This is a genomic window from Crocosphaera sp. UHCC 0190 (assembly GCF_034932065.1).
Classification (GTDB): Bacteria; Cyanobacteriota; Cyanobacteriia; order Cyanobacteriales; family Microcystaceae; genus UHCC-0190.
Window position 1 is genome coordinate 137,887 of record NZ_JAYGHP010000005.1, and the last position, 24,449, is coordinate 162,335.

Below are 24,449 nucleotides of genomic sequence, written 5' to 3' on the forward strand. Positions count from 1 at the left end.
TTTTTGTATCAGAGAAACCGATGAGTAGACATTTTCTCGATTCTTTGATAAACCTAAGAGAACAATCTTTATAGATTGTCACTGAAGAATTCAAATTGTGATCACCAATGACCCATAATCAATCAAAGTACGTCTTAGCTCTCGACTTAGGAACGACGGGCAATCGTGCTATAATATTTGACCATCAAGGATCAATTGTCGGTCAAGCTTATAAAGAATTAACCCAACATTATCCCCACCCTGGTTGGTTGGAACATGATGCCTTAGAAATTTGGCAAGATACCCGTAATGTTTTAGAACAGGTATTAGAAAAAACCAATATTCCCGCCAAAGATATCGCTACAATTGGTCTAACGGTACAACGAGAGACCTGTTTATTATGGGATAAAAATACAGGAAAACCCCTACATAAAGCCATTGTTTGGCAAGATAGACGAACTTCGCCCCTCTGCCTAAAATTGCGGGAACAAGGCAAAGCCGAAGAGATTGAAAAACGTACGGGATTAATTCTTGATCCCTATTTTTCCGCCACAAAATTAGCGTGGTTAATTGACTGGGTAAAGGAAAATAAACCAGACATGAATTTTGATCATGTGATTGCGGGAACCGTTGATACTTGGATGCTGTGGAACCTAACCGGGGGTAAAGTTCACGCCACCGATCATAGTAATGCCAGTCGCACCATGTTGATGAATCTTGATACCCGAAATTGGGATCAAACCTTGTTAGATTTATTCAAGATTCCCCCCCAGATTATGCCAGAAATTAAACCGAGTATGGGGCTTTTTGGTCATACGGATGCTGATTTATTGGGGGTAGAAATTCCCATTACAGGCATTTTTGGGGATCAAGAAGCGGCTTTATTTGCTCATGGTTGCAGTCGTCCAGGGTTGTTAAAATGTACCTATGGGACAGGCTCTTTCTTAATTGTCCAGGCCGGTCATGAAGTGATGCGATCGCAGAATCGACTCCTGGCCACCGTTGCTTGGACAACCGAAAAATCTGCTAATTACGCCTTAGAAGGGGCAATTTTTACCACTGGGGCCGCCATTCAATGGTTACGGGATGGCCTGAAAATTATTAATCATGCAGCCGAAACCGAAACCCTGTGTAACCAAGTTGCTGATACCAATGGGGTGTACTTTGTCCCTGCTTTAAGCGGTTTGGGGGCCCCTCATTGGGATATGACCGCACGGGGGGCATTTTTAGGCATTACAGGGGGTGTACAGCGAGAACATATGGTTCGGGCCGTTTTAGAGGCCATCGCTTATCAAGTTAAAGAGGTGGTTGAGGCCATTAACAAAGACTCAGATATGTCTGTGGCCCGCTTAAAAGTGGATGGTGGAGCCTCACAAAATAACTTTTTGATGCAGTTTCAAGCAGACGCATTAGGGGTTCCTGTGGAACGCCCTGCGGTGTTAGATGCCACGGCCCAAGGGGCCGCCTTTGGAGCGGGTTTAGCCGTGGGTTTTTGGGATGATTATGATGCTTTAATTGCCCATCGTAAAATTGATCGGGTGTTTGAACCTGGGGAAAATGCAGCGAAGGTTCAAGGGAATTTTGCGACCTGGAAACGGGCTGTAGAAAGGGCTAAACATTGGATTCAGGAGTAATACCAAATCCGGTTATCAAAATAGATTAACGTAGAGACGTTGCCTGAAACGTCTCTACTGGGTTTTGTTGGTTTTAATAACTCCCCCCTCTCAGGGATAAGTTTGGTATAAGCTTCTTCCCCGTTATACCACCTCATGGCTTAGCGGGGGAACATTCAGCAACCTTTCATATTCCTTACGCACAAGCCAGTAACACTCACAAGCAAAGGCTTCTAATTCTCTTCGCTTCAAAATTTGAATTGTCCCACGATGATAATCGATCACGCCTTTTTTTTGTAAGAATTTGGCCGCTACCGTTACGCCAGCACGTCGCACCCCCAACATATCGGCCATAAATTCTTGAGTGAGAGACAAATAATGGCTATCGCTGCCATCTTGAAAAGACAACAACCAGCGAGCAAATCGTTGTTTTATGTTATGATGGCGATTACAGGCAGCAGTTTGGGCGACTTGGGTAAAAAGAGCTTGATTATAGAGCAATAATTGTCTTTGCAGTTCGCCGCCACGGGCAAACTCCCGCTTGAGGACATCTGCTTTTAGTTTCATGGAACTATCGGCCATCTGTACTATGGCATGGGTAGTGCTAGAATTTCCTCCCCAGATGACCGGAAGACCGATCATTCCTTCTCGGCCGATTAAAGCAATTTCAGTGGTTGAGCCATTCTCTAAGATAGATACGAAAGAAACGACGGCTTCACTAGGAAAGTATACTGATTCAATTAATTCTCCTGGTTGGTGAAGAACTTGTCCTAGTTCCAGGGTGACGCATTCTAAGTGTGGAATCAGGCGGTCATATTCTGATTTTGGTAAAGCTGCTAGTCGTTGATTGAGGGGTTTAGAAGAAGCTTGGTCTGTTAACATGATGCCTTCGCGTTTTAACGCGAAATGAAATATTGTTGACCTTCTGCTTTTATTATCTTTCTTTATCGGATAAATTGCAAGTTTCAATCTGTTGCTGGAGTTTATAATATTTATATGGTCTAAAGCTAAATCAACACCTACATACAGACTGAAGCCTGATACGATAGAAACCAAGTCTCCCTTCAGAGACTAAATCAAACCCGCGTAGGCGGGTTTTGTCTGTATAGCTTAACCCTTAAGGGTTTGACTATATATTTTTTAATAGTTTTACATAGCAGGTTCGGTAGAGCCAAGATTTGCTATTTACACTGTTTATTATTTCATTTTTAATCATGAGTAACCTAACCATTCGTCCCGCTAAAATTAGTTATGTTTTACCGAATTCTATTGCTGAAGAAGTTGGCTTTGAAGTGGGAGATGCGATTATTTCGATCAATGGTACAAAACCCCGTGATTTGATTGATTATCAATTTTTATGTTCCGAGGAATTTTTAGAGTTAGAGGTATTAGATACCAAGGGGAAAATTCATCAGGTAGAACTAGAAAAAGACTATGATGATGATTTGGGATTGGAGTTTGAAACGGCTTTATTTGACGGTTTAATTCAATGTAATAATCATTGTCCGTTTTGTTTTATTGATCAACAACCTCCAGGTAAGCGGGATAGTTTGTATTTGAAAGATGATGATTATCGTTTAAGTTTTCTTTATGGTAGTTATTTAACTTTAACTAATTTGACGCAAAAAGAATGGGATAGAATTGAAGCCATGCGCTTGTCTCCCTTATTTGTTTCGGTTCATGCAACGGAACCAGAGGTTAGAATTAGACTCCTAAAAAATCATCGAGCCGGACAAATTATAGAACAGTTTAAATGGTTTCAAGAAAGACGCTTACAACTTCATGCACAAGTAGTCGTTTGTCCGGGGATTAATGATGGTATTCATTTAGAAAAAACCCTGTTTGATTTAGCCAGTTTTTATCCAGGAGAAATCCCCACAATTATCTCCGCAGCAGTGGTTCCTGTGGGGTTAACTCGGTTTCGTCCTCAAGAAGATGAATTAATACCAGTTACTCCAGAAAAAGCCAAGGAAGTGATTAAACAGGTACAAATATTACAAGAAAAATTCTATCATAAACTTGGCAGTAATTTTGCTTGGTTAGCGGATGAGTGGTTTTTAATTGCTCAAGAAGAATTACCCCCAGAATCTCATTACGAAGATTATCCCCAAATTGGTAATGGTGTGGGTTCTATTCGTCAATTTATTAAGGAATTTCAAACCCTAGCAACTCAGTTATTACCCCCGAAAATAGATAGCTCAAAAACCTTAACCTGGGTTGTTGGCAATGCTGTTGAAAAAGCTTTTCAACCCTTAGTTAAACAATTGAATCACGTTGAAAATTTAACGGTTAATTTAGCTGCTTTACGGAGTAATTATTGGGGACAAGAAATTACGGTTACAGGACTTTTAACCGGTCAAGATTTACTATCAGGTTTAAAGGATAAAGACTTAGGAGATGGAATTTTATTACCATCGGTTATGCTCAAACATGATGATACTTGTTTTTTGGATGATATGACGATTGATGAAATTTCTGAAAAGCTACAAATTCCCATTTTTCCTATCAGTAACATTCCCGGATTAATTGGAACATTTTTGGACGGTTAGGATAAGCTGTTCGTCATCTAACTTGCTAGTTAAGACTGTCGAGGAGCAGGGAACAGGTTTACACTGAGCTTAGTCGAAGTGGAGAAAGGGTTTAAAGTTTTGGTGCAAAACTTTAAATGATCAGTTTAAATGCACAACAGATTAAGTTAAGAATTGTACTTCTATCGATCATTCTTCATGATAACTGTTTATTCTATAGTTAGGAAGCACAGAATTTTAGGTTAGAGTCAAAGGTTAACTGATAAAAATGTTTTTAAAACAAACTAACCAAGTCATAAAAAAACTGCCCTTACAAGCAGTTTTGATTGTTCCATTTGTGTTACAAATTGTGGGGACAGTTGGATTAGTTGGCTATATTTCTTTTCGCAATGGACAAGTATCAGTTAATAATTTAGCGAATCAATTAATGGGGGAAGTAACTAACCAAATTTCTGCCCGTCTACAAAATTATTTAGATGCACCTAATCAAGTTAATCAACTTAACAAAAATGCGCTAGATTTAGATCATTTAGATTTCAACAATCTCCAAACAATGGAACCTCATTTTTGGCGACAAAGTCAGGTTTTTAATTCAATTAGTTATCTTCAATTTGGTCGTAAAGATGGGGAATTTGTTGGTCTGGCAGTTAATGATGATGGAACTCTTAATTATCAGGTAACAGAATTTACTGGAACCCTACGAACTTATGAAATTGATCCCCAAGGAAAACGGGGTAAACTGTTAAAAATTGCTCCTAATTTTGATGCTCGTGTTCGACCTTGGTATTTGGTTCCTAAACAAGCAAATAAACCTGCCTGGACTGATATTTATTCTTGGGTAAGTCCCCCCACTTTAGCTATTACTTTAGGGCAACCTTATTATGATAATAAAGGCATATTTAAAGGGATACTCGCCACGGATTTAACTATTGCTCAAATTAGTGATTTTTTGCGGGGTTTAAATTTAGGTGAATCAGGAAAAACTTATATTATAGAAAGATCAGGAAACTTGGTAGCTAGTTCTTCTCACCAGAATTCTTTTATTATTAAAAATAAACGCCCCCAAAGGTTAGCTGCAATTGACATTAATGATCCATTAATTCAGCAAACAACTCAATATTTACAGAAGAAATTTAAGGACTTTCATCTAATTAATAAACCTCAGCAATTGACGGTTGAAATTAATGGCGATCGCCAATTTATTCAAGTGGTTCCCTGGCAAGATAAATTTGGATTAGATTGGTTAATTGTGGTGGTAGTTCCTGAATCAGATTTCATGGGACAAATTAATCAAAATACTGATAATACTATCATCCTTTGTTTATTCGCTTTAATTTTAGCTATTTGGATTGGTATTTTAACAGCAAAATGGGTGACATATCCCATTCTAAAACTCAATGAAAGTGCTAAAAAAATTGGGGAAGGAAACTATCATAAAATAGATATAGATAGAGAAGATGAACTAGGGGAATTAGTAAAATCTTTTAACCTAATGACTAAACAATTAGAAGATAGTTTTAATTTATTAGAAAAACGAGTTCAAGAACGCACAAATGAGTTAGAATTAGCTAGAGAAAAAGCGGAAAGTGCGAATCAAGCAAAAAGTGAATTTTTGGCGAATATGAGTCATGAAATTAGAACCCCTATGAATGCGATTTTAGGGTTTAGTGAGTTACTGCAAGACTCAGTTACTGATTCTCATACCCTTTCCCATGTGATGGCGATTAATTCTGCGGGAAAAACCCTATTAGCATTAATTAATGATATTCTGGATTTATCGAAAATAGAAGCGGGAAAACTATCGGTTAATTATGTCCCAGTTAATCTCTCTTTACTCCTGGAAGAAATCTATCATATTTTTTTACAAAAAGTTGCGGAAAAACAGCTTGATTTTCACCTTGAAATTGCTCCAGATGTTCCCACTATTATCTTATTTGATGAAGTTCGTTTACGTCAAATTCTCTTTAATATTGTAGGTAATGCGATTAAATTTACAGATCAAGGATATATTAAAATTAAGGTCAATAACCTTGGTAATATAAATCAGATTAATGAACCCCTGAAAACCACGATTAAAATAACCATAGAAGATACTGGAATTGGTATTCCACTGAATCAACAAGATAAAATTTTTGATGCTTTTACTCAAATTGAAGAAAGCAGTACCAAACAATATGAAGGGACAGGGTTGGGACTGACAATTACCAAAAAACTGACTGACATTTTACAAGGGACAATTTATCTCCAAAGTCAACTAGGAAAAGGCAGTGTTTTTACCTTTGTTTTTCCTAATATTACAATTTTAGAAGAAACTGAATTCCTGAATAACATCCCCAGATTAGACCATGATTTTGAGCAATTTTCTAAATTAATGATTCTCATTGTTGATGATGTAAAATCTAATCGCAATTTAATCGCCAATTATTTGACGAATACCCACCATAATTTGCTCTTTGCAACTAATGGTTTAGACGCGATTGATAAAACATTAGAATACCTCCCCGATTTAATTTTATTGGATTTGAGAATGCCTAATTTAGATGGAGAAAAAACTGCCAAATTCTTAAAAGACAATCCGAAAACTAAACATATTCCCATTATTATTATTACCGCTTCCCTTCTGCAAAATGAAGAAGAGAAACTCAAAAAAGTTTGTGACGGATTTTTAAGAAAACCTGTTAGTCGGTCTGAATTAGTGCTAAAATTGGAAGAGATATTTCCCACTGTACAATTATCCCACCGAGAGACTCAGCAGCAACAGGAATCTGACGAAAACATTATATTAGTGACGACAGAAAACAGAGAAATGCTGCAAGACCTCTTAGATAATTGCTATCAAGAACAAGACAATTGGCAAAAATTATGTCAGACCATGATTAGTGGTGATTTACGAAAATTTGCTCAAAAACTAAACACTTGGGGAGAAGAATATCAATATTATCCTCTTCTCAACTACGGAAAAATCCTGGCCCGACAGATACAGGAATTAGCCATCGATGATTTACCCAAAACCCTAGATCAATTTGAAGACATTGTTAAAAAATTAGAGAATTTACTGAAAAATACTTGATTTCTAAACAATTTTATGTTTCTCTTATAAAATTCTTAGTAATTTGATGATTTCATAGACAATCAAAATTCATCGTTAAACTTTTGTAGAGACATTTCACAAAACGTCTCTACATCCCTTAGATTCTCTAGATTTCTTAACCAAGTTGATCGAAGATTTTGAACATAGGTAGATACATTGATAAGAGAATTACCCCTACCATACCAGCAATTAAAACCATCATCAACGGTTCAATAATACTGGTTAATGCTTTCACCGATTGTTCAACTTCATCCTCATAGAAATCCGCAACTTTCATCATCATCGCATCCAGTTCCCCTGTTTCTTCCCCAATACAAATCATTTGAATAGCTAACTGCGGGAAAACATTAGCATTTTGTAGGGCCAAACTCATCATTCCCCCTTGTTGAATTTCTGCTTGGGCCCCGGCAATTGCATTAGAAATAACCTTATTTCCGACGGTATTACAGACAATTTCTAAAGAGGTTAAAATGGGAACCCCTGAACGCATTAAAGTCCCAAAAACCCGACAAAAACGAGCCACTGCTGACTTTTCATTTAAGTCACCAAAGAGAGGCATTTTTAAGAAAAATTTATCAATTTGTAAGCGACCCATAGGGGTTTTATAGTATTGTTTAATGGCAAAGACAAAGCCAATAACTGAAACAATAGGAATCAAAATTTTCCAACTCCGCATAATACCACTGAGGTAGAGCATAAATTGGGTTAAAGCAGGTAATTCTGTCCCTAAATCTTGGAAAATTTTAGCAAAAACAGGAATTAAAAAGATAGTCATAGCAAAGAAAACAACCACAGCCAAAAAACCAACTGTAACCGGATAGGCCATCGCTGATTTAATTTGGTTTTGTAGTCTTGCCATATCTTCTAAAAGTTTTGCTAAACGGTTAAGAACTTCATCCAGAACCCCCCCAGTTTCTCCAGCTTCTACCATACTGACATATAGCTGATCAAAACAGTCAGGATGCTTGGCTAAAGCTTCTGATAAACTAACCCCTTGTTGCACCTCAGCACTAATAGCAACTAAGGCTTTTTTCATTTTAGGATTACTAGCTTGATCAGATAAAACCCCTAAACATCGAACAATAGCAACCCCCGCATTAATCATCACAGAAAACTGACGAGAGAAGATTGCTTTATCCTTGACTTTAACCGTATTTAGCATAGATTCTATGCCAGAAAAGTCAAATTCCATTCCTGCCTTTTTAATTTTTCCAATAGCAGGATATTGTTGTCTAAGCATTGCCCTAGCTTGTTCAGGGGACATAGCTTCTACTTTCGTCTTGGAAATTTTTCCTTTCGCATCTTTAACTTGAGCAATATAGGTAGGCATCTTTTTTTAGGAATAATGAACAATCAATTATTAATCATTAAAATTAGAGACGAGCCTTGGCTTTTATGCCAGTCGTTGCGCCGCCAATTAACCGTTGTAATTCATCGGGTCTACCACTTTTAGAGACAGCTTCTTCAAAAGAAACCATGCCACTAACAACCATACTAGCCAAAGCTTGTTCCATCGTTTGCATTCCTAATTTCATCCCTGTTTGAATAGCAGAATAAACTTGACCCGCTTTTCCTTCTCGCATCAGGTTAGCAATAGCAGGAGTAACAATCATAATTTCTTGGGCCATTGCTCGTCCAAACTCTCCTGGTTTGGGGCTTTTCTTTTTAACCAAACATTGACTAAACACCGCAATCAAAGAGTTAGATAACATGGCTCGAATTTGAGCCTGTTGGTTAGCAGGAAATACGTCAACAATCCGGTCAATCGTACCTGCGGCTGAATTAGTGTGTAAGGTGCCAAAAACTAAGTGTCCAGTTTCTGCGGCAGTGATGGCTAAAGCAATGGTTTCTAAATCCCGCATTTCCCCCACCAGAATGATGTCTGGATCTTCCCGTAAAGAAGCTTTTAAAGCATTAGCAAAAGATTTCGTATCTTCCCCTTTTTGCCGTTGATGAAAGAGGCTTTTAATATTAGGAAAAACGTATTCAATGGGATCTTCTACCGTTAGAATATGTTCTCCTCTAGTACGATTAATTAAATCTAAAATAGCAGCCAGGGTTGTCGTTTTTCCTGACCCCGTTTGTCCGGTAACTAACACCATACCCCGTGGACGTTCCGCCATTTCTCGGACAATTGTGGGTAAACCTAACTGTTCAAAATTAGGAATTTTAGAAGATAAAGCCCGTAAACAAGCAGCATAACAACCCCGTTCTTTATAAACATTGACCCGAAACCGAGCTAACCCTTTAACCCCATAAGAACAGTCTAATTCCCAATTTTGTTCTAACTCTTTCCGTTGAGTATTATTGAGCATACTAAAAATCAATTTTTGACTTTCTTGAGGAGAAAGGGGTTCTTCGTCAATCGGGGCCAATTTCCCACTAATACGGAAGTAAATAGGCGCACCCGCTTGGATGTGCATATCAGAGCCACCCATCTCCACAAGTTGCTCCATTAAGTCTTCAATCATCATATCCATCGCCATGATTTTGCCTCCTAAAATTGAGTTAAGTTAGTTGTTAATAAATCTGGGGGTCATACAATAGGGACAGTCCATCCACTCCGGTTGTAATTCTGCAGAACAGGTTTTACATTCGAGAGAACTCTTGCGCTTGGCTTTTAATTCTGCTTCTAGTCCCGTATCAGTAAATGTGACCCTTTCCACTTCTTCTAGGGTGGTGTAGCCTTCTTGTACCAGTTGCAAACTATAAGCCAGAATGGTGATCATTCCTTCTTCAACGGCCGCTTCTTTAATGCGATCAGTGGTGGCCCCCTCATTAACTAAGCTTTGGATACGTTCTGTATTCCGCATCACTTCGTAAACCCCAACCCGTCCTTTGTAACCAGTACCACTACATTTTTGACATAATGTTCCTTGAGTTTTGGCCTCTGTAATTTCCTCTGGGGTTAATTTATTCGCTTTGTAAATGGTTACTTCCTCTTCATTGGAGGCCGATAGGCCAAAACGGGCTAATTCCGCTTTTTTAGGGTTATAAGGGACGCGACATTCACTACAAACTCGTCGCATTAACCGTTGTGCTAATACCCCTAATAACGCCCCAGAGATCATAAAGGGTTCTACCCCCATTTCATCCAAACGGGCGATCGCACCAGCAGCATCATTAGTGTGTAAGGTAGTTAAGACCAAGTGACCCGTTAACGCCGCTTCAATCGCAGTTTTCGCCGTTTCTACGTCCCTAGTTTCCCCCACCAGAATGACATCGGGATCTTGTCGCATAAATGCCCGTAAAATCGAGGCGAAGTTCATGCCTTTTTCCCGAATTACCTGAACTTGGGTAATACCTGGCAAAGAGTATTCAATCGGATCTTCGGCGGTGCTGATATTAACATCTGGATGATTTCTTTCGGCCAACACCGAATACAAACTGGTAGACTTACCACTTCCCGTCGGCCCCGTTACCAAGAATAAACCAAAGGGACGACTGGCCAAGTCTCTAACAATTTGTAGGGTTTCTTGGTTGGTAATTAATTTATCTAACCCTAATTGGGTGGCGGAGTTGTCTAAGATCCGTAAACAAACTTTCTCACCATAGCGACTCGGTAGGGTATTAACCCGAAAGTCTACCTTTCGTCCTTGATAAATCCGTCGAATCTTCCCATCTTGTGGTAAACGACGTTCAGCAATATCTAAGTCAGACATAATTTTGAACCGCGCCACCACCGCCGGGGTGACTTTTCGGGGCAGGGGATCAAAGGCTTGAACCAGTACCCCATCCTTACGGAAACGAACCCTTAAGGTTTCTTCTTGGGGTTCAATGTGAATGTCTGATGTGCCTTCTTGGAGGGCTTTGGCCAGGATTTTATTAACTAAATTAATAACGGGGGCTTCATGGGCATCATTGGAGTCAAGGGCATCATGACTTTCATCACTCGACTCAGCCATACTAGCATCGAGGTTGCCCACGATGTCGGTGAGATCAGCCATCTTTTGGAGGGCTTGCTCTTTGGTTAACCGTTCATTTTCTAGATCAATTTCCCCTTGAAGTTCATGATACTGTTCTAATAGTCGGTCATAATCTTCTTGGGTAATGACCATCCGTCGCAAATCGAGGTTTCTGGCCCGTAAAATGCGGTTGAGTTCATCCTGGGCCGCTAAGTTATCGGGATCAACCATGGCCACCAAAACCGATGGGGGTGTGCCATCATGTTTGGAAAGGGGCAAGAGTTTGTGGCGGCGACAAATATCAAAAGGAATTAATGCGTTAATTAATTCGGCCATCTCTCGATCGGCAACCGGAGACACCTCTGGATCGATGGAATCGACACCGTACAGAATTTTGAGTTCAAATAAGTGGTGTTTTTTATATTGCCGGATTAGATCAGGGGGTAACTGTTTACCTGTCATCACTTGTAAGACATCGGTCAAGGGACGACCAGTCTTACGGGTTTCGACAAGGGCTTGTTTCATCTGATCAGGGCCGACAAAACCTGCTTCGATCAGTTTGTTACCAAAGGGAGAAAAGTAATTCCGCAGGGCAACGGCCCGACTGCGTTTTGAAGAAGGCGAATAAGTCATAAGGCAGTAATCATAGCTGCTTACCTATTCAGTGTTCCCAATCTTGTGATCGAAATTACCATGTTGGGTAAGAATTGTTGCTATGAGTAATTGCACAAAATTCCTGTAGGGGCGAACGGCTGTTCGCCCCTGCCGTGGGACAAGGGTTTTGGCCTTCGTAATTAAATTATTTAGACAACAGTGTTAATAATTTCTGGAATTCTGGGCACACTAAGTTTAGTTAAATCTAGTCAGCTTAGATAAAGACTTGACCTATCAAAACTCTTTTAATTATTAGTTTTTTTCTCCCGATGTCTTCTAAGAACTCATTGATATTCTCCTACTTGACCTCGATTAATTATCGGGGTTTTTTGTTGTTTAAAAAATACAAAATAAAAAAAGATCGCCCCTAATTAAGAGAAGCGATCGCCTTTAATGTACCCAACAATTCTGAAAGTTATTTGACTAACTTTTCGCCGCGATTATAAAGTTCACGGGCGTAGTCTGTCCAAGTTCCCTGGCCCCAATAACGGAAACAGCTAGTTTCCACTAATAAGGTGTATAACAGAGCTTCCTGATATTCAGGAGTTCTGGTAACATTGGGATCTTGTTGCACTAAAGAATCGAATTTCGCGTGAAAATCAGCACTGAGTTGGTTCATGGGTTCTAGAACGTTTTCGTAACCGGAAACCCAACTTAAGTCATCTGTCCAAGATGCACCGTCCATGTGGAATTGGTGATCGTTGGCGTTTAAATCGGCGATCGCATTGGCAACTGCTTCTGGGGTAACATTGTTAATATCTACCTTGTTCCAGATTTTGTGTTGTCCTTTGGCCTGACAAACGGGATAATCATCAGGATTGACCCCATTGGCTTCTAAGAGTTCAATATACTCAGTGCCATTGAATCCCACCACATCAGAATTATCCTTAATGTTATGCCAAGTCGGATTAAATCCGTTGGGGAATTCATTCATCATCACACCGCCATTTTCCCCGTCAGCAATTTGGGAAACACAGCAAGGTACTTCTACATTGCCAATTTTTTGCCGTCCCCGTGATTTGGCCTCATGATAGGGCTGCATTTGGGCGACTAATTTAGTATCAGATCCCTGAGTTTTAATTAAGGCCGTAATACTGATGACTTCACCATGAGAATTACGGGCCACTAAACGGTTAGGAACATATCTATCATCACCCAATAGGTTAGCACCGTCTAAGCGTTCGACGGAATGTTCTTGCACCAATAACCAACGATAACCGCACTCTTTAAGAGCTTTGATATATTCGTAAAGGGTATCAGGGTTATTAGGTAGGTGCATTTCTGGAGGAGAAAAGCCTTTAACCCGTTTCAGGGCATCATAACCAAACATAGAGGCAAATTGATGTTGCCATGCCTGAATTTGTAATTTTAAGTCAGGAATGGGGGTAGAAGGAGCAACAGCATGACTCCACATGGTTCCTAACCATTCTACATAAGGCTGGTATTGGGGATCACAAGCAATGCGCTTGAGGTTATTAAGAATGTCATCCCGTCCCATTTGTTGGAGTCCCCAGAAAAGATTTCCTGAATAGTCCAACATAATGCGAGGATTACAACCATTAGCCACTAATTCGGGGATAAAATCACCCATGCGGCTATAACACCAAGCAAAAACCCCTGCGTTATGATTATCGCCCATTCCTTGATTTTCAAACATATTTTGGAGGTTACTAACTAACGCTCCGTTGGCACCAGCAGGAATGGTGGGTTGGTGCATATGAAGGGCGCAAGCAAAACCCGCTTTAATATTGCTTAAATTGATGTTGGAAGTGGGTAAGAAAACCTGATCATTGTTTTGAACAATTGAAGTGATTTCTGCTTCCCAACCACTGATTGGTGGTAATTCTGGTTTTAATCCTTGGATATTCGTTCCATTGGAGGCGGGTGCTGTAGCAATCATACTTATTTATTTTCCTTCGATTCTTGATAGGGATAATTTAGCTACTCATCACACTTAAAGCAAATTAATCTCCTGCTTTGAATCATACTATACATTTTTGATTTGTAAACCTTAAGATTTACCTAAATTGTCATGATTTGTTGATGATTTGAGGGAATGAATGGGGTGAAATAGAAGTCACTAGGGGCTGGTTTTCTAGGGGAGATTTTTAGTCAAAATTACGGATGAAATATTGATTTACATGATCTGAAAAGTTTTGTGGAGTTACAGGGAATACTAGCCATAGAGATCTCAGCTTAAACCAAGATTGACTCCTATGGCACAAGCACACAAAACCAAACGAAGTATTGCTGCAACTCCCGCAGGAAAACGCAAGCTTAGAGAAGCCCAAAAATCAAAAAGTGGTGAACGAATTACTTATGAAGATATAGAAGAATTATTAGAATTTCATGTGTCTAGAAGTACCATTGAACGGTTTTTTCGGGGAAAAGCGGTAGATATTGCCAATGCTATCAGCATTACACAGGCACTCGGATTAAACTTAGAGGAAGTGGTTGAAATCGTTCAATACAGTGAGTTTGTTCCATAGGACTTCTACTTCTGACCGCCTTTAATATAACCTGATAAGAGTAAATCTTTTCTTTGACTGTACATTGTTGTCTGACTCACTTTCTTTGTTTAACCCTCTTTTCTCTGTTTGGTATCCCCTCAGTCTTGTGATTCTGTATTTAGGGGCTATTATTGCTCTGGCTGAAGGATTAAACCGTTTACGGGGTACTAATGCCGAATTTACCCGTAAAATCGTTCATATTGGCTCAGGAAATGTTGTTTTAATTGCTTGGTGGCTACAACTTCCCCCTTGGGTATTAGTGGGAGCTTCTTTTATTGCGAGTATTATTGCTTTAATTTCCTATTTTTTGCCCATTCTTCCCAGTATTAATAGTGTAGGACGCAAAAGTTTAGGCACTTTCTTTTATGCTGTTAGTATTGGCGTTTTAGCTCAGTGGTTTTGGTCAAGACAACAACCCCAATATCTCGTCATTGGTATCCTGGTAATGGCCTGGGGAGATGGAATGGCCGCTGTTATTGGCCAAAAGTTTGGACGACACCCCTATCAAATGTTAGGGGTTAACAAAAGTTGGGAGGGGTCTTTGACTATGATGGGGGTAAGTTTTCTCGTTACCAGTTTGATTTTATTATCCGTGGGAGAATCATTCTCTATAACGATGATAGTTTCTTTAATTGTTGCTATGGTAGCAATGGGATTAGAAGCCTTTTCTGCACTGGGAATTGATAATTTAACCGTTCCCTTGGGCAGTGCCTTTCTCGCCTTCTATTTAATTCATGGTTTATCTTAAGGACAATTATGGTATTTTCAATCTCTGTCAACCCGAAGCAATATTCTACCTATATTCTCTCGGATGATACGGCGTTATCTCGTCTAGAAGTTGTTCCCGAAAGAGGGGGAATTATTGCTCGTTGGGCAATTCAAGGTCAAGAGATTCTTTCTCTCGATGAAGAACGATTTACTCACCCAGAATTAAGTGTCAGGGGTGGAGTTCCCATTCTCTTTCCTATCTGTGGTAATTTGCCGGATAATACTTATATTTACCAGGGCAAAAGTTACACCTTAAAACAACATGGTTTTGCCAGAGATTTACCTTGGGAAGTAATCGATCAATCAACAAGTTCTTGTGCAAGCTTAACCCTAAGCTTAAGTAGTAATGACAAAACTCTTAACGTTTATCCCTTTGAATTCCAATTAAAATTTACCTACGAACTTGAGGGAAAATTTTTACGAATTCGTCAGCAATACATCAATAAATCCGAGAAAAAAATGCCTTTTTCTTTTGGTTTTCATCCCTATTTTTTGGTCAAAGATAAAACAAAATTAGCCTTTGATATTCCTTCATCCGCATATCAAGAGAAAAGCAGCACAGAAATTGTCCCTTTTGAGGGAACCTTTGATTTTGATGCGGATGAAATTGATGTAGCTTTTAAATCTTTAACCCGTTCTTCTGCCAGTATGACCGATCATCAACGGGGACTAAAACTTACTCTGAATTGGTCAGATTCCTATTCTACCTTTGTGTTTTGGACGTTGAAAGGGAAAGATTATATTTGTTTAGAACCCTGGAGTGCGCCCCGGAATGCGATCGCAACGGGAGAAAATCTCACAGAACTTGACCCAGGAGCAAGCTATGAGGCAGTAATAGAAATGAATGTGGCTTCTATTTAGAAAACCTCTTGCCTTCTCTAAAATTCCATGCTATGATTAGAAATCGTGTGTGGAAAACACAACGGGTCGCTAGCTCAGCGGTAGAGCACTCGGCTTTTAACCGATCGGTCTTGGGTTCGAATCCCAGGCGACCCATTTCAGGATGTGTAGGGGGTATAATCAAAAAAAACGATTATACTCTGAAAGCGTGGCGAAATCATCACCGATTATCCGCAGTGAAATCCAACAATTACTCGATGAACCCATCTTGGTATCAAACAGAGAAGCGGTATTAGGCTTCACTATTGATGGGCAAACCTCGAAAGATCTCGATGATGCGATCTGGATACAACCGAAGCCATCAGGGGTCGTGATTGACGTGCATATCTCAGACGTGACTGCCTTAATTCCCATGGGTTCAAGCTTAGAAGAACAAGCAATATCACAAGTGGCCACTAACTATATGGCATCAAGGATAGAGCCAATGTTTCCCCATGAATTGTCCGAGGATAAACTATCTTTACTGGAGAACCAACTAAGGTTAACTGTGACCATTCGGGTAACTTTGGACGAATCAGCGAATATTAAGAAAACACAATTATTATTAACCCATTTAACTAGCCTTAAGCAGTTTTCCTACGGCTCAGCCGATGCCACCCTCAATGACCCCTCCAATCCGTTTTTCCAAGTATTGCGTTACTGTGAAGTCTGGGCTCAGAAATTCGCCTGGAAACGGCAAAGTCTAGGCGCGATTGGTCAAACGACCGTCGGGGGTGTCACTTTAGATGAAGAAGGACGACTCGTTGAAACATCAATGTACCATTCTCAGCAGATCATCCAAGAATTCATGATCTTGGCTAATACAGCAGTGGCGAACTTAGCTGAGCAGCATCAACTCCCTCTACTTTATCGCAATCATACAGCTTCGGCCGTAGCACCGAAAAGCAAGGAGTTAATCGAAACCTTGACCACATTAGGTTTACCCGAACTCATACGACAGAAGTTGCAAAGTTGGTTAAATGCGGCGACTTATTCCCCGGCCGTCATCGGTCACTTTGCTTTATCCCTCCCTGCTTACACTCACTTTACTTCCCCGATTCGTCGTGTGGCTGATTACGTTAACCACCGTATTCTCAAAGCCGTTTTCATCGATAACGCCGAGTCCCCCTACACCGTGGAAGACTTAGAGGGTATAGCTGAACACATCAATCAAAAGCGACAAGAAGTTAAAGAAAAGCGCAATGATCATTACCGCGAAAAACGTCTCAGTCAGACGGTGAATCTTCTGCAAAAACGTGGTAAACTCCAAGGCCTGTCTGACAAAGATTTTTCTAAGATTCTCAAAGATAGCCTCAAGGTTTCTAAGTTAGATCAAATGGTGCCAGAGGCGATCGCCAGATTAGAGGCTAGGGAACTAAAACCAGTGGATCTCTATTATTTGGCATTTGGCGAGTATCAAGACCCTGAGAATAAAGCCTTGATTAAAGAGAAGTTGTTAGGCTATATAGAAGAACAACCTGCCCATGCTACTCAGACCTTACAGATAGCCAGTGCCATTAACCAGACAACCCTGGAATATCTCGAAAAAACAACGGCATCAGGAAAATTTGCTTTTTGGTCTGTCTTTGAAGGTGAAACCACCAGCGTTCCTGCAATTGCCACCACGAAACAAGCAGCAAAACATCAGGCTAATTGCTTGTTATTACAGGGGGTCTTTGAACAGAACTTAGTGCCATCAAAGTTGATCGACAAAAGTTCTCTACAAGACGTGGCAATAACGGAGACTATCGAGGACTCTATCATCGAATACGGCATCGCAGAAATTGATCTATCTCTTGTTCCAGAAGAAGCCAGGGATTGTCCCGTAGGTTATCTACATGATAACCTACAGCAACTGAAGTTCAAAAAACCGGCCTATTTCTTCAATAAAGTGCAGGATAAATGGCGGTGTTCTTGTCGCGTTTCCTGGTTCGATGACCTTATCCTGGAAACTGAAGCTGTTGCATCATCTAAGAAAGAGGCGAAGACGATGGCTTCCTTGAAGGCGATCGCTGATCTTGAACGGCTCAGAAGTTAGCTAGGAAACTAATATAACTGGTTTATGTTAAAATTTCCCCTCCCATCAGCTTTTTATACCGTTCTTCTAACTCTTTTTTCAGAGAATACATTCCCCCTAAATTTTTATCAAGAAAGATGATTTTTTCAGCTGCAATTCTTGCTAATTCTAATACCTCTTGATCTTCCACTAAACTCACTAAAGCAAAATCAGGCAAACCGGATTGACGGGTTCCTAAAACTGTTCCTGGCCCCCGAAATCTTAAATCCATTTCTGAGATAAAAAAGCCATCCTGGGACTGTTCTAACACACTTAATCTTTGTCTTGCATCAGGGGTTTTACTACTACTCATTAATAAACAATAGGACTTATGAGAACCTCGTCCCACTCTCCCTCTTAATTGATGTAATTGTGATAGGCCAAATCGTTCGGCATTTTCAATTAACATCACCGTTGCATTGGGAACATCAACCCCCACTTCAATGACGGTTGTTGAGACAATAATTTGATAGTTATTATCTCGAAATGCGGTTAATACTTCATCTTTCTCTGCGGAACTCATCCGACCATGTAATAGACCGATTTTGAAGTCAGGGAATACGGTTTCTGAGAGTTTTTGATGTTCTTCTACGGCTGCTTTAACATCTAACTTTTCTGATTCTTCAATCATGGGAAAAATAATATAAACTTGTCTCCCTTGGGCTACTTCTCGACGAATTAAATCATAAGCTTGAGTGCGTTCTTTGCCCGTTAATGCTGTGGTTTGAATGGGTTGTCTTCCTGGGGGTAATTCATCAACTTGACTCACATCTAAATCCCCATGTAAAGTTAAAGCTAAGGTGCGAGGAATGGGGGTCGCTGTCATGGTTAAAACATGGGGTGCTTGTCCTTTCGCTAATAATTTAGCCCTTTGTTGTACCCCAAAACGGTGTTGTTCATCAATGACCACTAAGCCTAATTTTTGAAAGTTTACAGGGTCTTGAATTAAAGCATGAGTTCCTATTAATAGGGGTAATTCTCCCGTTTCTAATTGACGATGGATTTCTCTTCTTTTAGCAGTTTTTGTAGAACCTGTCAGCAATTCTACGGGTAAATATAATAAGTTAAACCAAGTAACTAATTTACGATAATGTTGTTCTGCTAAGACTTCAGTTGGGGCCATTAAAGCCGCTTGATAACCTGATTGTAAGGCGGCTAAAATGGCAAAAACAGCCACAATAGTTTTCCCTGCCCCTACATCTCCCTGTACTAAACGATTCATGGGATTTTCTGAGGTTAAATCCTCTAAAATTTCATTAATTACCCGTTCTTGAGCATTGGTTAATTTAAAGGGTAAAATTTGATTAAATTGTTTAATTAGATGTCCTTCAGGGGCAAAAATAACACTCTTTTCGGTTTCTTTTTGCGCTTGACGACGTTGCAAAAATCCTAACTGTAAATAAAAGAATTCATCAAAGACCAATCTTCTTCTTGCATGGGCTAATAATTCAGGATTTTCTGGAAAATGTATATTAGCGATCGCTTCTTTTAATTTGATCAATCCGTACTCATTTCTTAACTCCACAGGTAAGGGATCTTTTATTTGTTTTATTGCCTCTAAACAAGCAATGATTACCTTACGAACTAAGTCAGCCCCTACCCCTTCCGTTAAGGGATAAACGGGTAAAACTCGACCAATTTTTAAGGATTCAATGTTTGCTCCTAAACTGTCTAAAACTTCAATTTCTGGGTTTTCTAAGGTTAGTCCATAACGATTTTCTTTCACTAATCCTGAAGCGGCAACTACTGCATCTAAGGGATACAATCTTTTTTGTCTTTCTTGCCATCCTTTATTCGTAAAACGGGGGCCAGCAAAGAAGCGATTTAATTTAATTTGTCCCGTATGATCTCGCAAAACCAATTCAAAAATACTTAGTTTTTGATTCTTGGGACTGGTAAAACAATTACAACGTTTTACTGTTCCTATAATCGTCACCGTTTCCCCAGGAATTAAATGAGAAATCGTCACTTGACGGCCATAATCAATATGATCGCGGGGATAATAAAATAATATATCTTTAACCGTATATAGTCCTAACTTTTTTAATAATTCTCCCTTGTAATTACCCACTTCTGCTAAGGTACTTAAAGATTGATCCAAAGTAATCGGACGGAGAGCAGATTTATTATCAGTAATTGGGGCGGTTTTTGGTAACTTTGGCGGTGGGGGTTCTGTCGGGGTTTCTAATGTCCGTCTCAGTTGATATAAAAATTGACGGGTTTGGATGATTAAGGTTTTCCGTTGTGTCGTTGTCAAGTGATCATAATTAGCATATTGAGTGGCAAAATCTTGCCATCTTGTGCGATCCCTGGTAGGGGTTCCCACCGGAGGATTTTGACCAAAATTAAGGCATAAAAACTCATGAAAACGGTATTGATTACCCTGTAAATTGGTAAATCCTTTTTCTGCTTCAATTGATAGGGATTGATCTAGGCGTACCCACTCTGGTGTTGCTGCGGACATTTTCGTTTATCGGTGAACTTTGAGACTTCTTATTGTGCCATGAGTAAACAATTATTACTCATTTTATTTCATTGATTCAATTATATCAAATATGGAGTTGCTGTTTATCTAATTTAGTTTCTAACAGAATTTATGCAAACTTAACTTTTAATTGAATCAACTCTTGCTATGATACAAAAAGCAAGTAATAACGCCACAAATTATCAACTTATCCCATGGCCAGTAAAGCATCTTTTTCTATCACGGAATGGTTAGAAACCCACTGGGCCACTCCTGCATTTAGTGGTTGGTTATTGGCCGGCCTGGCCCTTTGTTTTTTTGGGGCCGCCACCAATACCATGGCTGGATGGTTATATGTCTTAAGTGGCACTATTGCCGCTTTATTGGGTTTAGGGGCGATACTTTCCCTGCGATCGCTCAATCATTTACAGGTGCGTCGTCATCCCATTACCGCAGTGAGTGCGGGAGACGACCTCACCGTCGAAATTGTTATTCAAAATACCACAAAAAACCCCAAAGCCTTACTACAATTAGGGGATATGCTGCCGAGGGTCATTGATAAACCCCAAAAAACCGCCATAGAAGTCATTCCCCCCCAAGAAGAACATCATTGGACTTATTATGTTCCAACCCAACGACGAGGGGTTTATCATTGGCATGAGGTACAGTTGCGGAGTGGTTCACCCCTCGGACTGTTTTGGTGTCGTCGTACCCAAGAAGTTCCGGCCAAAGCGGTTATTTATCCCCAAATTTTACCCCTGAGTCGATGTCCTTTGGTGGATACTTTGGGCCAAGATGAAAATGATCAGATGCAAAGCGATCGCCGTTTTAAGGCTGCTCAGGAAGGGGTAACAAAGGCATTACGTCCCTATCGTTATGGTGATCCGATGCGGATGATTCATTGGCGTACCAGTGCGCGGTTTGAGGAGTTTCAGGTGCGAGAATTAGAAGTGATCACAGGGGGTGAAGAAATTCTGATCGCCCTCGATAGTAGTTCTCAGTGGGGAGAAGATAATTTTGAACAGGGGGTTATTGTGGCGGCCTCTTTGTATTTTTATGCTAATCGCGCCCAACTTAATGTTAAATTGTGGACAGCTAAGACCGGGTTAATTCATGGTAATCGTACAGTTTTAGAAACCTTGGCCGCCGTGGAGACGGAAGAAACCAGAAAAGATGCTGATTTGCCTAAAATTCCCTTAATTTGGATTACTGAAAATTCAGCTACTTTAAACAGTCTTCCTCCAGGCAGTCGTTGGGTAATGTTTTCTCAAGAAACAGAAAAAATTACTTCATTCTTTGCTAATAATTTAACTGGATTGATGATTAATAATGAACAACCTTTAACCTCTCAATTACAACAACCTCCTCGTTCTTTTTAATAATTTCACAAATTCAATCAAAATTTCTTTCATATTTTACTTACCATATTAATTCAGGGAAGCTAACTTTATCGGGATATTCAGTTAGCTTCCCTCATAAAAAATCTAAACTTCTGGGCTAAAATGCTCTCTCAGTTTAGCTTCTTCTTCATTGGATAAATTAGACTGAATTAGTTCGGCAGTTGTGTCACCTAAAGCTTCTTCTACTTTATCAAGGGTTACATTACCCGTGAATAAAAAGAGTGCCGATGTCCCTTCCGTTACTTTGCTTTTGACATCATTAATAAAGTTGTCGTTGATGCCATAATCCTTGAGAGAACCCCCTAAAGCTCCCATCGATGCACCAAGGGCAATCCCGAAAATGGGACAGAAAAAGATTAATCCGAAGAGTAACCCCCAAAAAGCCCCATCTAAGGCTCCTAAACCGACTAAATTGATCGCCTGTTTGGTTTTAGGTTTCTTTTTACCTTCTGGCCAAGAAACGGTAGCTGCGTCCTTAATTTCAATGACATGCTCTTTTTGCAAGGGTGCTAATTTAGTTAATGCTTTTTCGGCCCCATCAGCAGTATTAAATTTCCAAACAGTCAAAGTTGCCATAATTTTAGTGAGGTTTTAATGAATTTTGTGACACAGTGAAGTACCCCAACTCAACTTCGTTATAGTTGGGGCTTCCCAACACAACAAAGATTTAGGACGGTCTTATTCGTCTTCGAGGTTTCCCGTCTCAACCGCCGTCGCCTCCACCAAACAAGTCTGATTTTGGTCTTACACCGCGTCCACAGGCAGACTCCCTGCTTCCCAAGGAGTTATTGCTTTTCGTCCTACTAACCATATCTTCTGCCGATCGAGATAGCGGGCTTTGGGCTTCCCTGAATCTGCCGAGTACATACTTTATACGCAATGCGTGGCCTCTTAGTCAGTCAGGTTGGTCAGCAACCAATCCCCAGTATTGTCGCACAAATCCAAGAAATATTGTACTTTGCAGTTTATTTGTTGGTCGGGATTCATGAGGGGCTGTGGGGCGAATCGCATTCGCCCCTTTATAAGCCCCGTCCCCACAGTTCGGCTGACGCTCACGGAAGCCTAAAATGTGGGTATTTTGATAGTATTTTTAGGTGGAGACTTCTCCCGACATTTTTGTTAAATCCTACATTAATTTAGTTCTTAGCGAGTTGAGGATGTTTGCCTAATAACCCTGTCATCAGTTGTAAAGCCAACTTTTTCAACGGTGGCAACCAAGCCATTAACCTTAATCCTAACCGACGTACCACCATCAAAGGCCACCAATGGTTAGAAAAGAACCGATCTAAAAAGTCAGTAAAGCCCAAAATCAGCCAATTTTCCCATCTCCGCCAATTTTCATAGCGTTTTAATACTTGTAAGTCTCCAATATCTTCCCCTTTTTCATGGGCCGCTTGCAAAACGTGGGCTAAGGCCGCAGCATCTCGAATACCTAAGTTTAACCCCTGTCCCCCCACCGGATGACAACAATGGGCCGCATCTCCCACTAAAGCGAGTCGAGACTGGGTATAACGTTGACTCTGCATTAACTGCACGGGGAATAAATAGCGATCGCTGTCTAATTCTATCTCTCCCAATGATTCTTGGGTGCGTTCTTGTAATTTAGCGATAAAATCCCCTTTTTCTAAGTCTTGAATCGCTTTTGCTTGGGCGTGAGGAGCCGTCCAAACTATCTGACAACGGTTTCCAGGTAAGGGTAAAATGCCCATGGGACCACTATACCAAAACCGCTCAAAAGCCACATCATTGCGCGGGGCCGTGTGTTTAATGGTAAAGGTGAGACAAGATTGCCAATATTTCCAGCCTTGGGTTTTAATCCCTGCTAAAGTACGAATAGGCGATCGCGGCCCATCAGCCCCGATCACTAATTTTGTGCGTAATTGTTGGGTTTTTCCCTCTTTTTCCAGGGTAATAATCGCTTCTGTGTCTTCATAGGTGACGTTAACGACTTGGGCCGGACATAACCACTCAAGATTAGAACAATCCGCGATCGCTCTTTGTAAGATGCGTAAAATTACCCCATGCTCCCCTACATAACCAAGATAGTCTGTCCCTAAGTCCTCGGTTTGAAATTTAACCACCTCTGGATAGTCGGCATCTGAGAGACGAATGTGGCTAAATTTCCCAATCTGAGGCAACATTTCTGACCAAACCCCAAGGGAATCAAAAATGCGTCCAGACAGCAGAGAAAGGGCATAAGAACGCTCTCTAGATGCGACTTTTTCTAGGGGTTGCGCCTCAATCATCTTAATCTTTAACCCTGAATATTTGAGAGCTAAAGCTAAGGTTGCGCCGACAATACCCCCTCCTACAATCGCTAAATCACAATCTAATGGGGCAACAGGGTTTGATTGAGCTAAGGTTATGGTTGGTGAGGTCATGCTTGAGAATTATTGGAGAACAAGATACAAATGTTTACTTTTATTGTGACGCGAGTTTTTAAAGTATGCAAGAGAAATTAACATCAGGGGGTGACAATTAAAAGAATTTAGTATTAGTCAATTTCGATTGATTATATGGGAATTATTGGCACTCTTTTTAACGTTGATGATTTTTTAAGAGAATAAAAAACAATTATAATAATTATCACACTTAGTTCAAT

The 24,449-nt window shown here is 40.1% G+C and carries 17 protein-coding genes and 1 tRNA gene; 9 read left to right on the forward strand and 9 right to left on the reverse strand.

The genetic code is table 11. The annotated features are described in order from the left end of the window. Positions 1-107 precede the first annotated feature (107 nt). A complete protein-coding gene (glpK, locus tag VB715_RS09890) occupies positions 108-1,613 on the forward strand; it encodes a glycerol kinase GlpK (RefSeq protein WP_323301034.1) in 1,506 nt (501 codons plus the stop codon). Positions 1,614-1,736: 123 nt separating this feature from the next. Here the strand turns inward: glpK and VB715_RS09895 are convergent, their stop codons facing one another. After that, complete coding sequence (locus VB715_RS09895; RefSeq protein WP_323301035.1) at positions 1,737-2,474, reverse strand: Crp/Fnr family transcriptional regulator; 738 nt, start codon at positions 2,472-2,474, stop codon at positions 1,737-1,739. 332 nt (positions 2,475-2,806) lie between these two features. Here VB715_RS09895 and VB715_RS09900 point away from each other — a divergent pair, with 332 nt between their 5' ends. Both VB715_RS09900 and VB715_RS09905 read left to right on the forward strand, forming a co-directional pair. After that, a complete protein-coding gene (locus VB715_RS09900) occupies positions 2,807-4,141 on the forward strand; it encodes a TIGR03279 family radical SAM protein (protein WP_323301036.1) in 1,335 nt (444 codons plus the stop codon). Between the two features lie 247 nt (positions 4,142-4,388). After that, a complete protein-coding gene (locus VB715_RS09905; RefSeq protein ID WP_323301037.1) occupies positions 4,389-7,190 on the forward strand; it encodes an ATP-binding protein in 2,802 nt (933 codons plus the stop codon). A gap of 136 nt (positions 7,191-7,326) precedes the next feature. Here VB715_RS09905 and VB715_RS09910 read toward each other — a convergent pair whose 3' ends face one another. The 4 genes from VB715_RS09910 to VB715_RS09925 form a co-directional block, all read right to left on the reverse strand. Continuing rightward, positions 7,327-8,541: a type II secretion system F family protein gene (locus VB715_RS09910; RefSeq protein WP_323301038.1), complete on the reverse strand. Its 1,215-nt coding sequence runs from the start codon at positions 8,539-8,541 to the stop codon at positions 7,327-7,329. Positions 8,542-8,584: 43 nt separating this feature from the next. Further along, positions 8,585-9,691 (reverse strand): type IV pilus twitching motility protein PilT, encoded by a 1,107-nt coding sequence (locus VB715_RS09915; protein WP_323301151.1) that lies wholly within the window; start codon positions 9,689-9,691, stop codon positions 8,585-8,587. 33 nt (positions 9,692-9,724) lie between these two features. Continuing rightward, entirely contained in the window at positions 9,725-11,749 is a 2,025-nt protein-coding gene (locus tag VB715_RS09920) for a GspE/PulE family protein (protein WP_323301039.1), read from the reverse strand. A 436-nt stretch (positions 11,750-12,185) separates the two neighbouring features. After that, a complete protein-coding gene (locus VB715_RS09925; protein WP_323301040.1) occupies positions 12,186-13,670 on the reverse strand; it encodes a glycosyl hydrolase family 57 in 1,485 nt (494 codons plus the stop codon). Positions 13,671-13,986: 316 nt separating this feature from the next. Here VB715_RS09925 and VB715_RS09930 point away from each other — a divergent pair, with 316 nt between their 5' ends. The 5 genes from VB715_RS09930 to VB715_RS09950 all read left to right on the forward strand — a co-directional run bounded on the left by VB715_RS09930 (position 13,987) and on the right by VB715_RS09950 (position 17,965). Then, positions 13,987-14,259, forward strand: a complete 273-nt coding sequence (locus VB715_RS09930; protein ID WP_323301041.1) for a helix-turn-helix transcriptional regulator — start codon at positions 13,987-13,989, stop codon at positions 14,257-14,259. Between the two features lie 64 nt (positions 14,260-14,323). Next, a complete protein-coding gene (locus VB715_RS09935; protein ID WP_323301042.1) occupies positions 14,324-15,028 on the forward strand; it encodes an SEC59/DGK1/VTE5 family protein in 705 nt (234 codons plus the stop codon). 8 nt (positions 15,029-15,036) lie between these two features. Then, the gene (locus VB715_RS09940) at positions 15,037-15,909 is read left to right on the forward strand and encodes an aldose epimerase (protein ID WP_323301043.1); all 873 of its coding nucleotides are present in this window, start codon (positions 15,037-15,039) and stop codon (positions 15,907-15,909) included. Between the two features lie 63 nt (positions 15,910-15,972). Then, a tRNA-Lys gene (locus VB715_RS09945) sits at positions 15,973-16,044 on the forward strand. Between the two features lie 52 nt (positions 16,045-16,096). Beyond that, complete coding sequence (locus VB715_RS09950) at positions 16,097-17,965, forward strand: RNB domain-containing ribonuclease (protein WP_323301044.1); 1,869 nt, start codon at positions 16,097-16,099, stop codon at positions 17,963-17,965. Between the two features lie 22 nt (positions 17,966-17,987). On the opposite strand, the gene recG is transcribed toward VB715_RS09950, so the two are convergent. Further along, positions 17,988-20,447 carry an ATP-dependent DNA helicase RecG gene (recG, locus tag VB715_RS09955; RefSeq protein ID WP_323301045.1) on the reverse strand — a complete coding sequence of 820 codons (2,460 nt, stop codon included), beginning with the start codon at positions 20,445-20,447 and terminating at the stop codon, positions 17,988-17,990. A 215-nt stretch (positions 20,448-20,662) separates the two neighbouring features. Here recG and VB715_RS09960 point away from each other — a divergent pair, with 215 nt between their 5' ends. Then, positions 20,663-21,826, forward strand: coding sequence for a DUF58 domain-containing protein (locus tag VB715_RS09960; protein ID WP_323301046.1), 1,164 nt, complete (start codon positions 20,663-20,665; stop codon positions 21,824-21,826). A 105-nt stretch (positions 21,827-21,931) separates the two neighbouring features. Here VB715_RS09960 and VB715_RS09965 read toward each other — a convergent pair whose 3' ends face one another. The 3 genes from VB715_RS09965 to VB715_RS09975 form a co-directional block, all read right to left on the reverse strand. After that, on the reverse strand, positions 21,932-22,423 hold the full coding sequence (locus VB715_RS09965; RefSeq protein WP_323301047.1) for a DUF1269 domain-containing protein: 492 nt from the start codon (positions 22,421-22,423) through the stop codon (positions 21,932-21,934). 168 nt (positions 22,424-22,591) lie between these two features. Next, positions 22,592-22,714, reverse strand: coding sequence for a hypothetical protein (locus VB715_RS09970; RefSeq protein ID WP_323301048.1), 123 nt, complete (start codon positions 22,712-22,714; stop codon positions 22,592-22,594). A 269-nt stretch (positions 22,715-22,983) separates the two neighbouring features. Continuing rightward, positions 22,984-24,228, reverse strand: a complete 1,245-nt coding sequence (locus tag VB715_RS09975; protein WP_323301049.1) for an FAD-dependent hydroxylase — start codon at positions 24,226-24,228, stop codon at positions 22,984-22,986. Positions 24,229-24,449: the final 221 nt, after the last annotated feature.

Coding starts and splice junctions, on each gene's coding strand:
- VB715_RS09915 (WP_323301151.1), bottom strand. CDS start 9,691: ATGGATATGATGATTGAAGACTTAATGGAGCAACTTGTGGAGATGGGT.
- VB715_RS09905 (WP_323301037.1), top strand. CDS start 4,389: ATGTTTTTAAAACAAACTAACCAAGTCATAAAAAAACTGCCCTTACAA.
- VB715_RS09975 (WP_323301049.1), bottom strand. CDS start 24,228: ATGACCTCACCAACCATAACCTTAGCTCAATCAAACCCTGTTGCCCCA.
- VB715_RS09940 (WP_323301043.1), top strand. CDS start 15,037: ATGGTATTTTCAATCTCTGTCAACCCGAAGCAATATTCTACCTATATT.
- VB715_RS09895 (WP_323301035.1), bottom strand. CDS start 2,474: ATGTTAACAGACCAAGCTTCTTCTAAACCCCTCAATCAACGACTAGCA.
- VB715_RS09965 (WP_323301047.1), bottom strand. CDS start 22,423: ATGGCAACTTTGACTGTTTGGAAATTTAATACTGCTGATGGGGCCGAA.
- recG (WP_323301045.1), bottom strand. CDS start 20,447: ATGTCCGCAGCAACACCAGAGTGGGTACGCCTAGATCAATCCCTATCA.
- VB715_RS09910 (WP_323301038.1), bottom strand. CDS start 8,541: ATGCCTACCTATATTGCTCAAGTTAAAGATGCGAAAGGAAAAATTTCC.
- VB715_RS09925 (WP_323301040.1), bottom strand. CDS start 13,670: ATGATTGCTACAGCACCCGCCTCCAATGGAACGAATATCCAAGGATTA.
- VB715_RS09930 (WP_323301041.1), top strand. CDS start 13,987: ATGGCACAAGCACACAAAACCAAACGAAGTATTGCTGCAACTCCCGCA.
- VB715_RS09920 (WP_323301039.1), bottom strand. CDS start 11,749: ATGACTTATTCGCCTTCTTCAAAACGCAGTCGGGCCGTTGCCCTGCGG.
- VB715_RS09900 (WP_323301036.1), top strand. CDS start 2,807: ATGAGTAACCTAACCATTCGTCCCGCTAAAATTAGTTATGTTTTACCG.
- VB715_RS09970 (WP_323301048.1), bottom strand. CDS start 22,714: ATGTACTCGGCAGATTCAGGGAAGCCCAAAGCCCGCTATCTCGATCGG.
- VB715_RS09960 (WP_323301046.1), top strand. CDS start 20,663: ATGGCCAGTAAAGCATCTTTTTCTATCACGGAATGGTTAGAAACCCAC.
- glpK (WP_323301034.1), top strand. CDS start 108: ATGACCCATAATCAATCAAAGTACGTCTTAGCTCTCGACTTAGGAACG.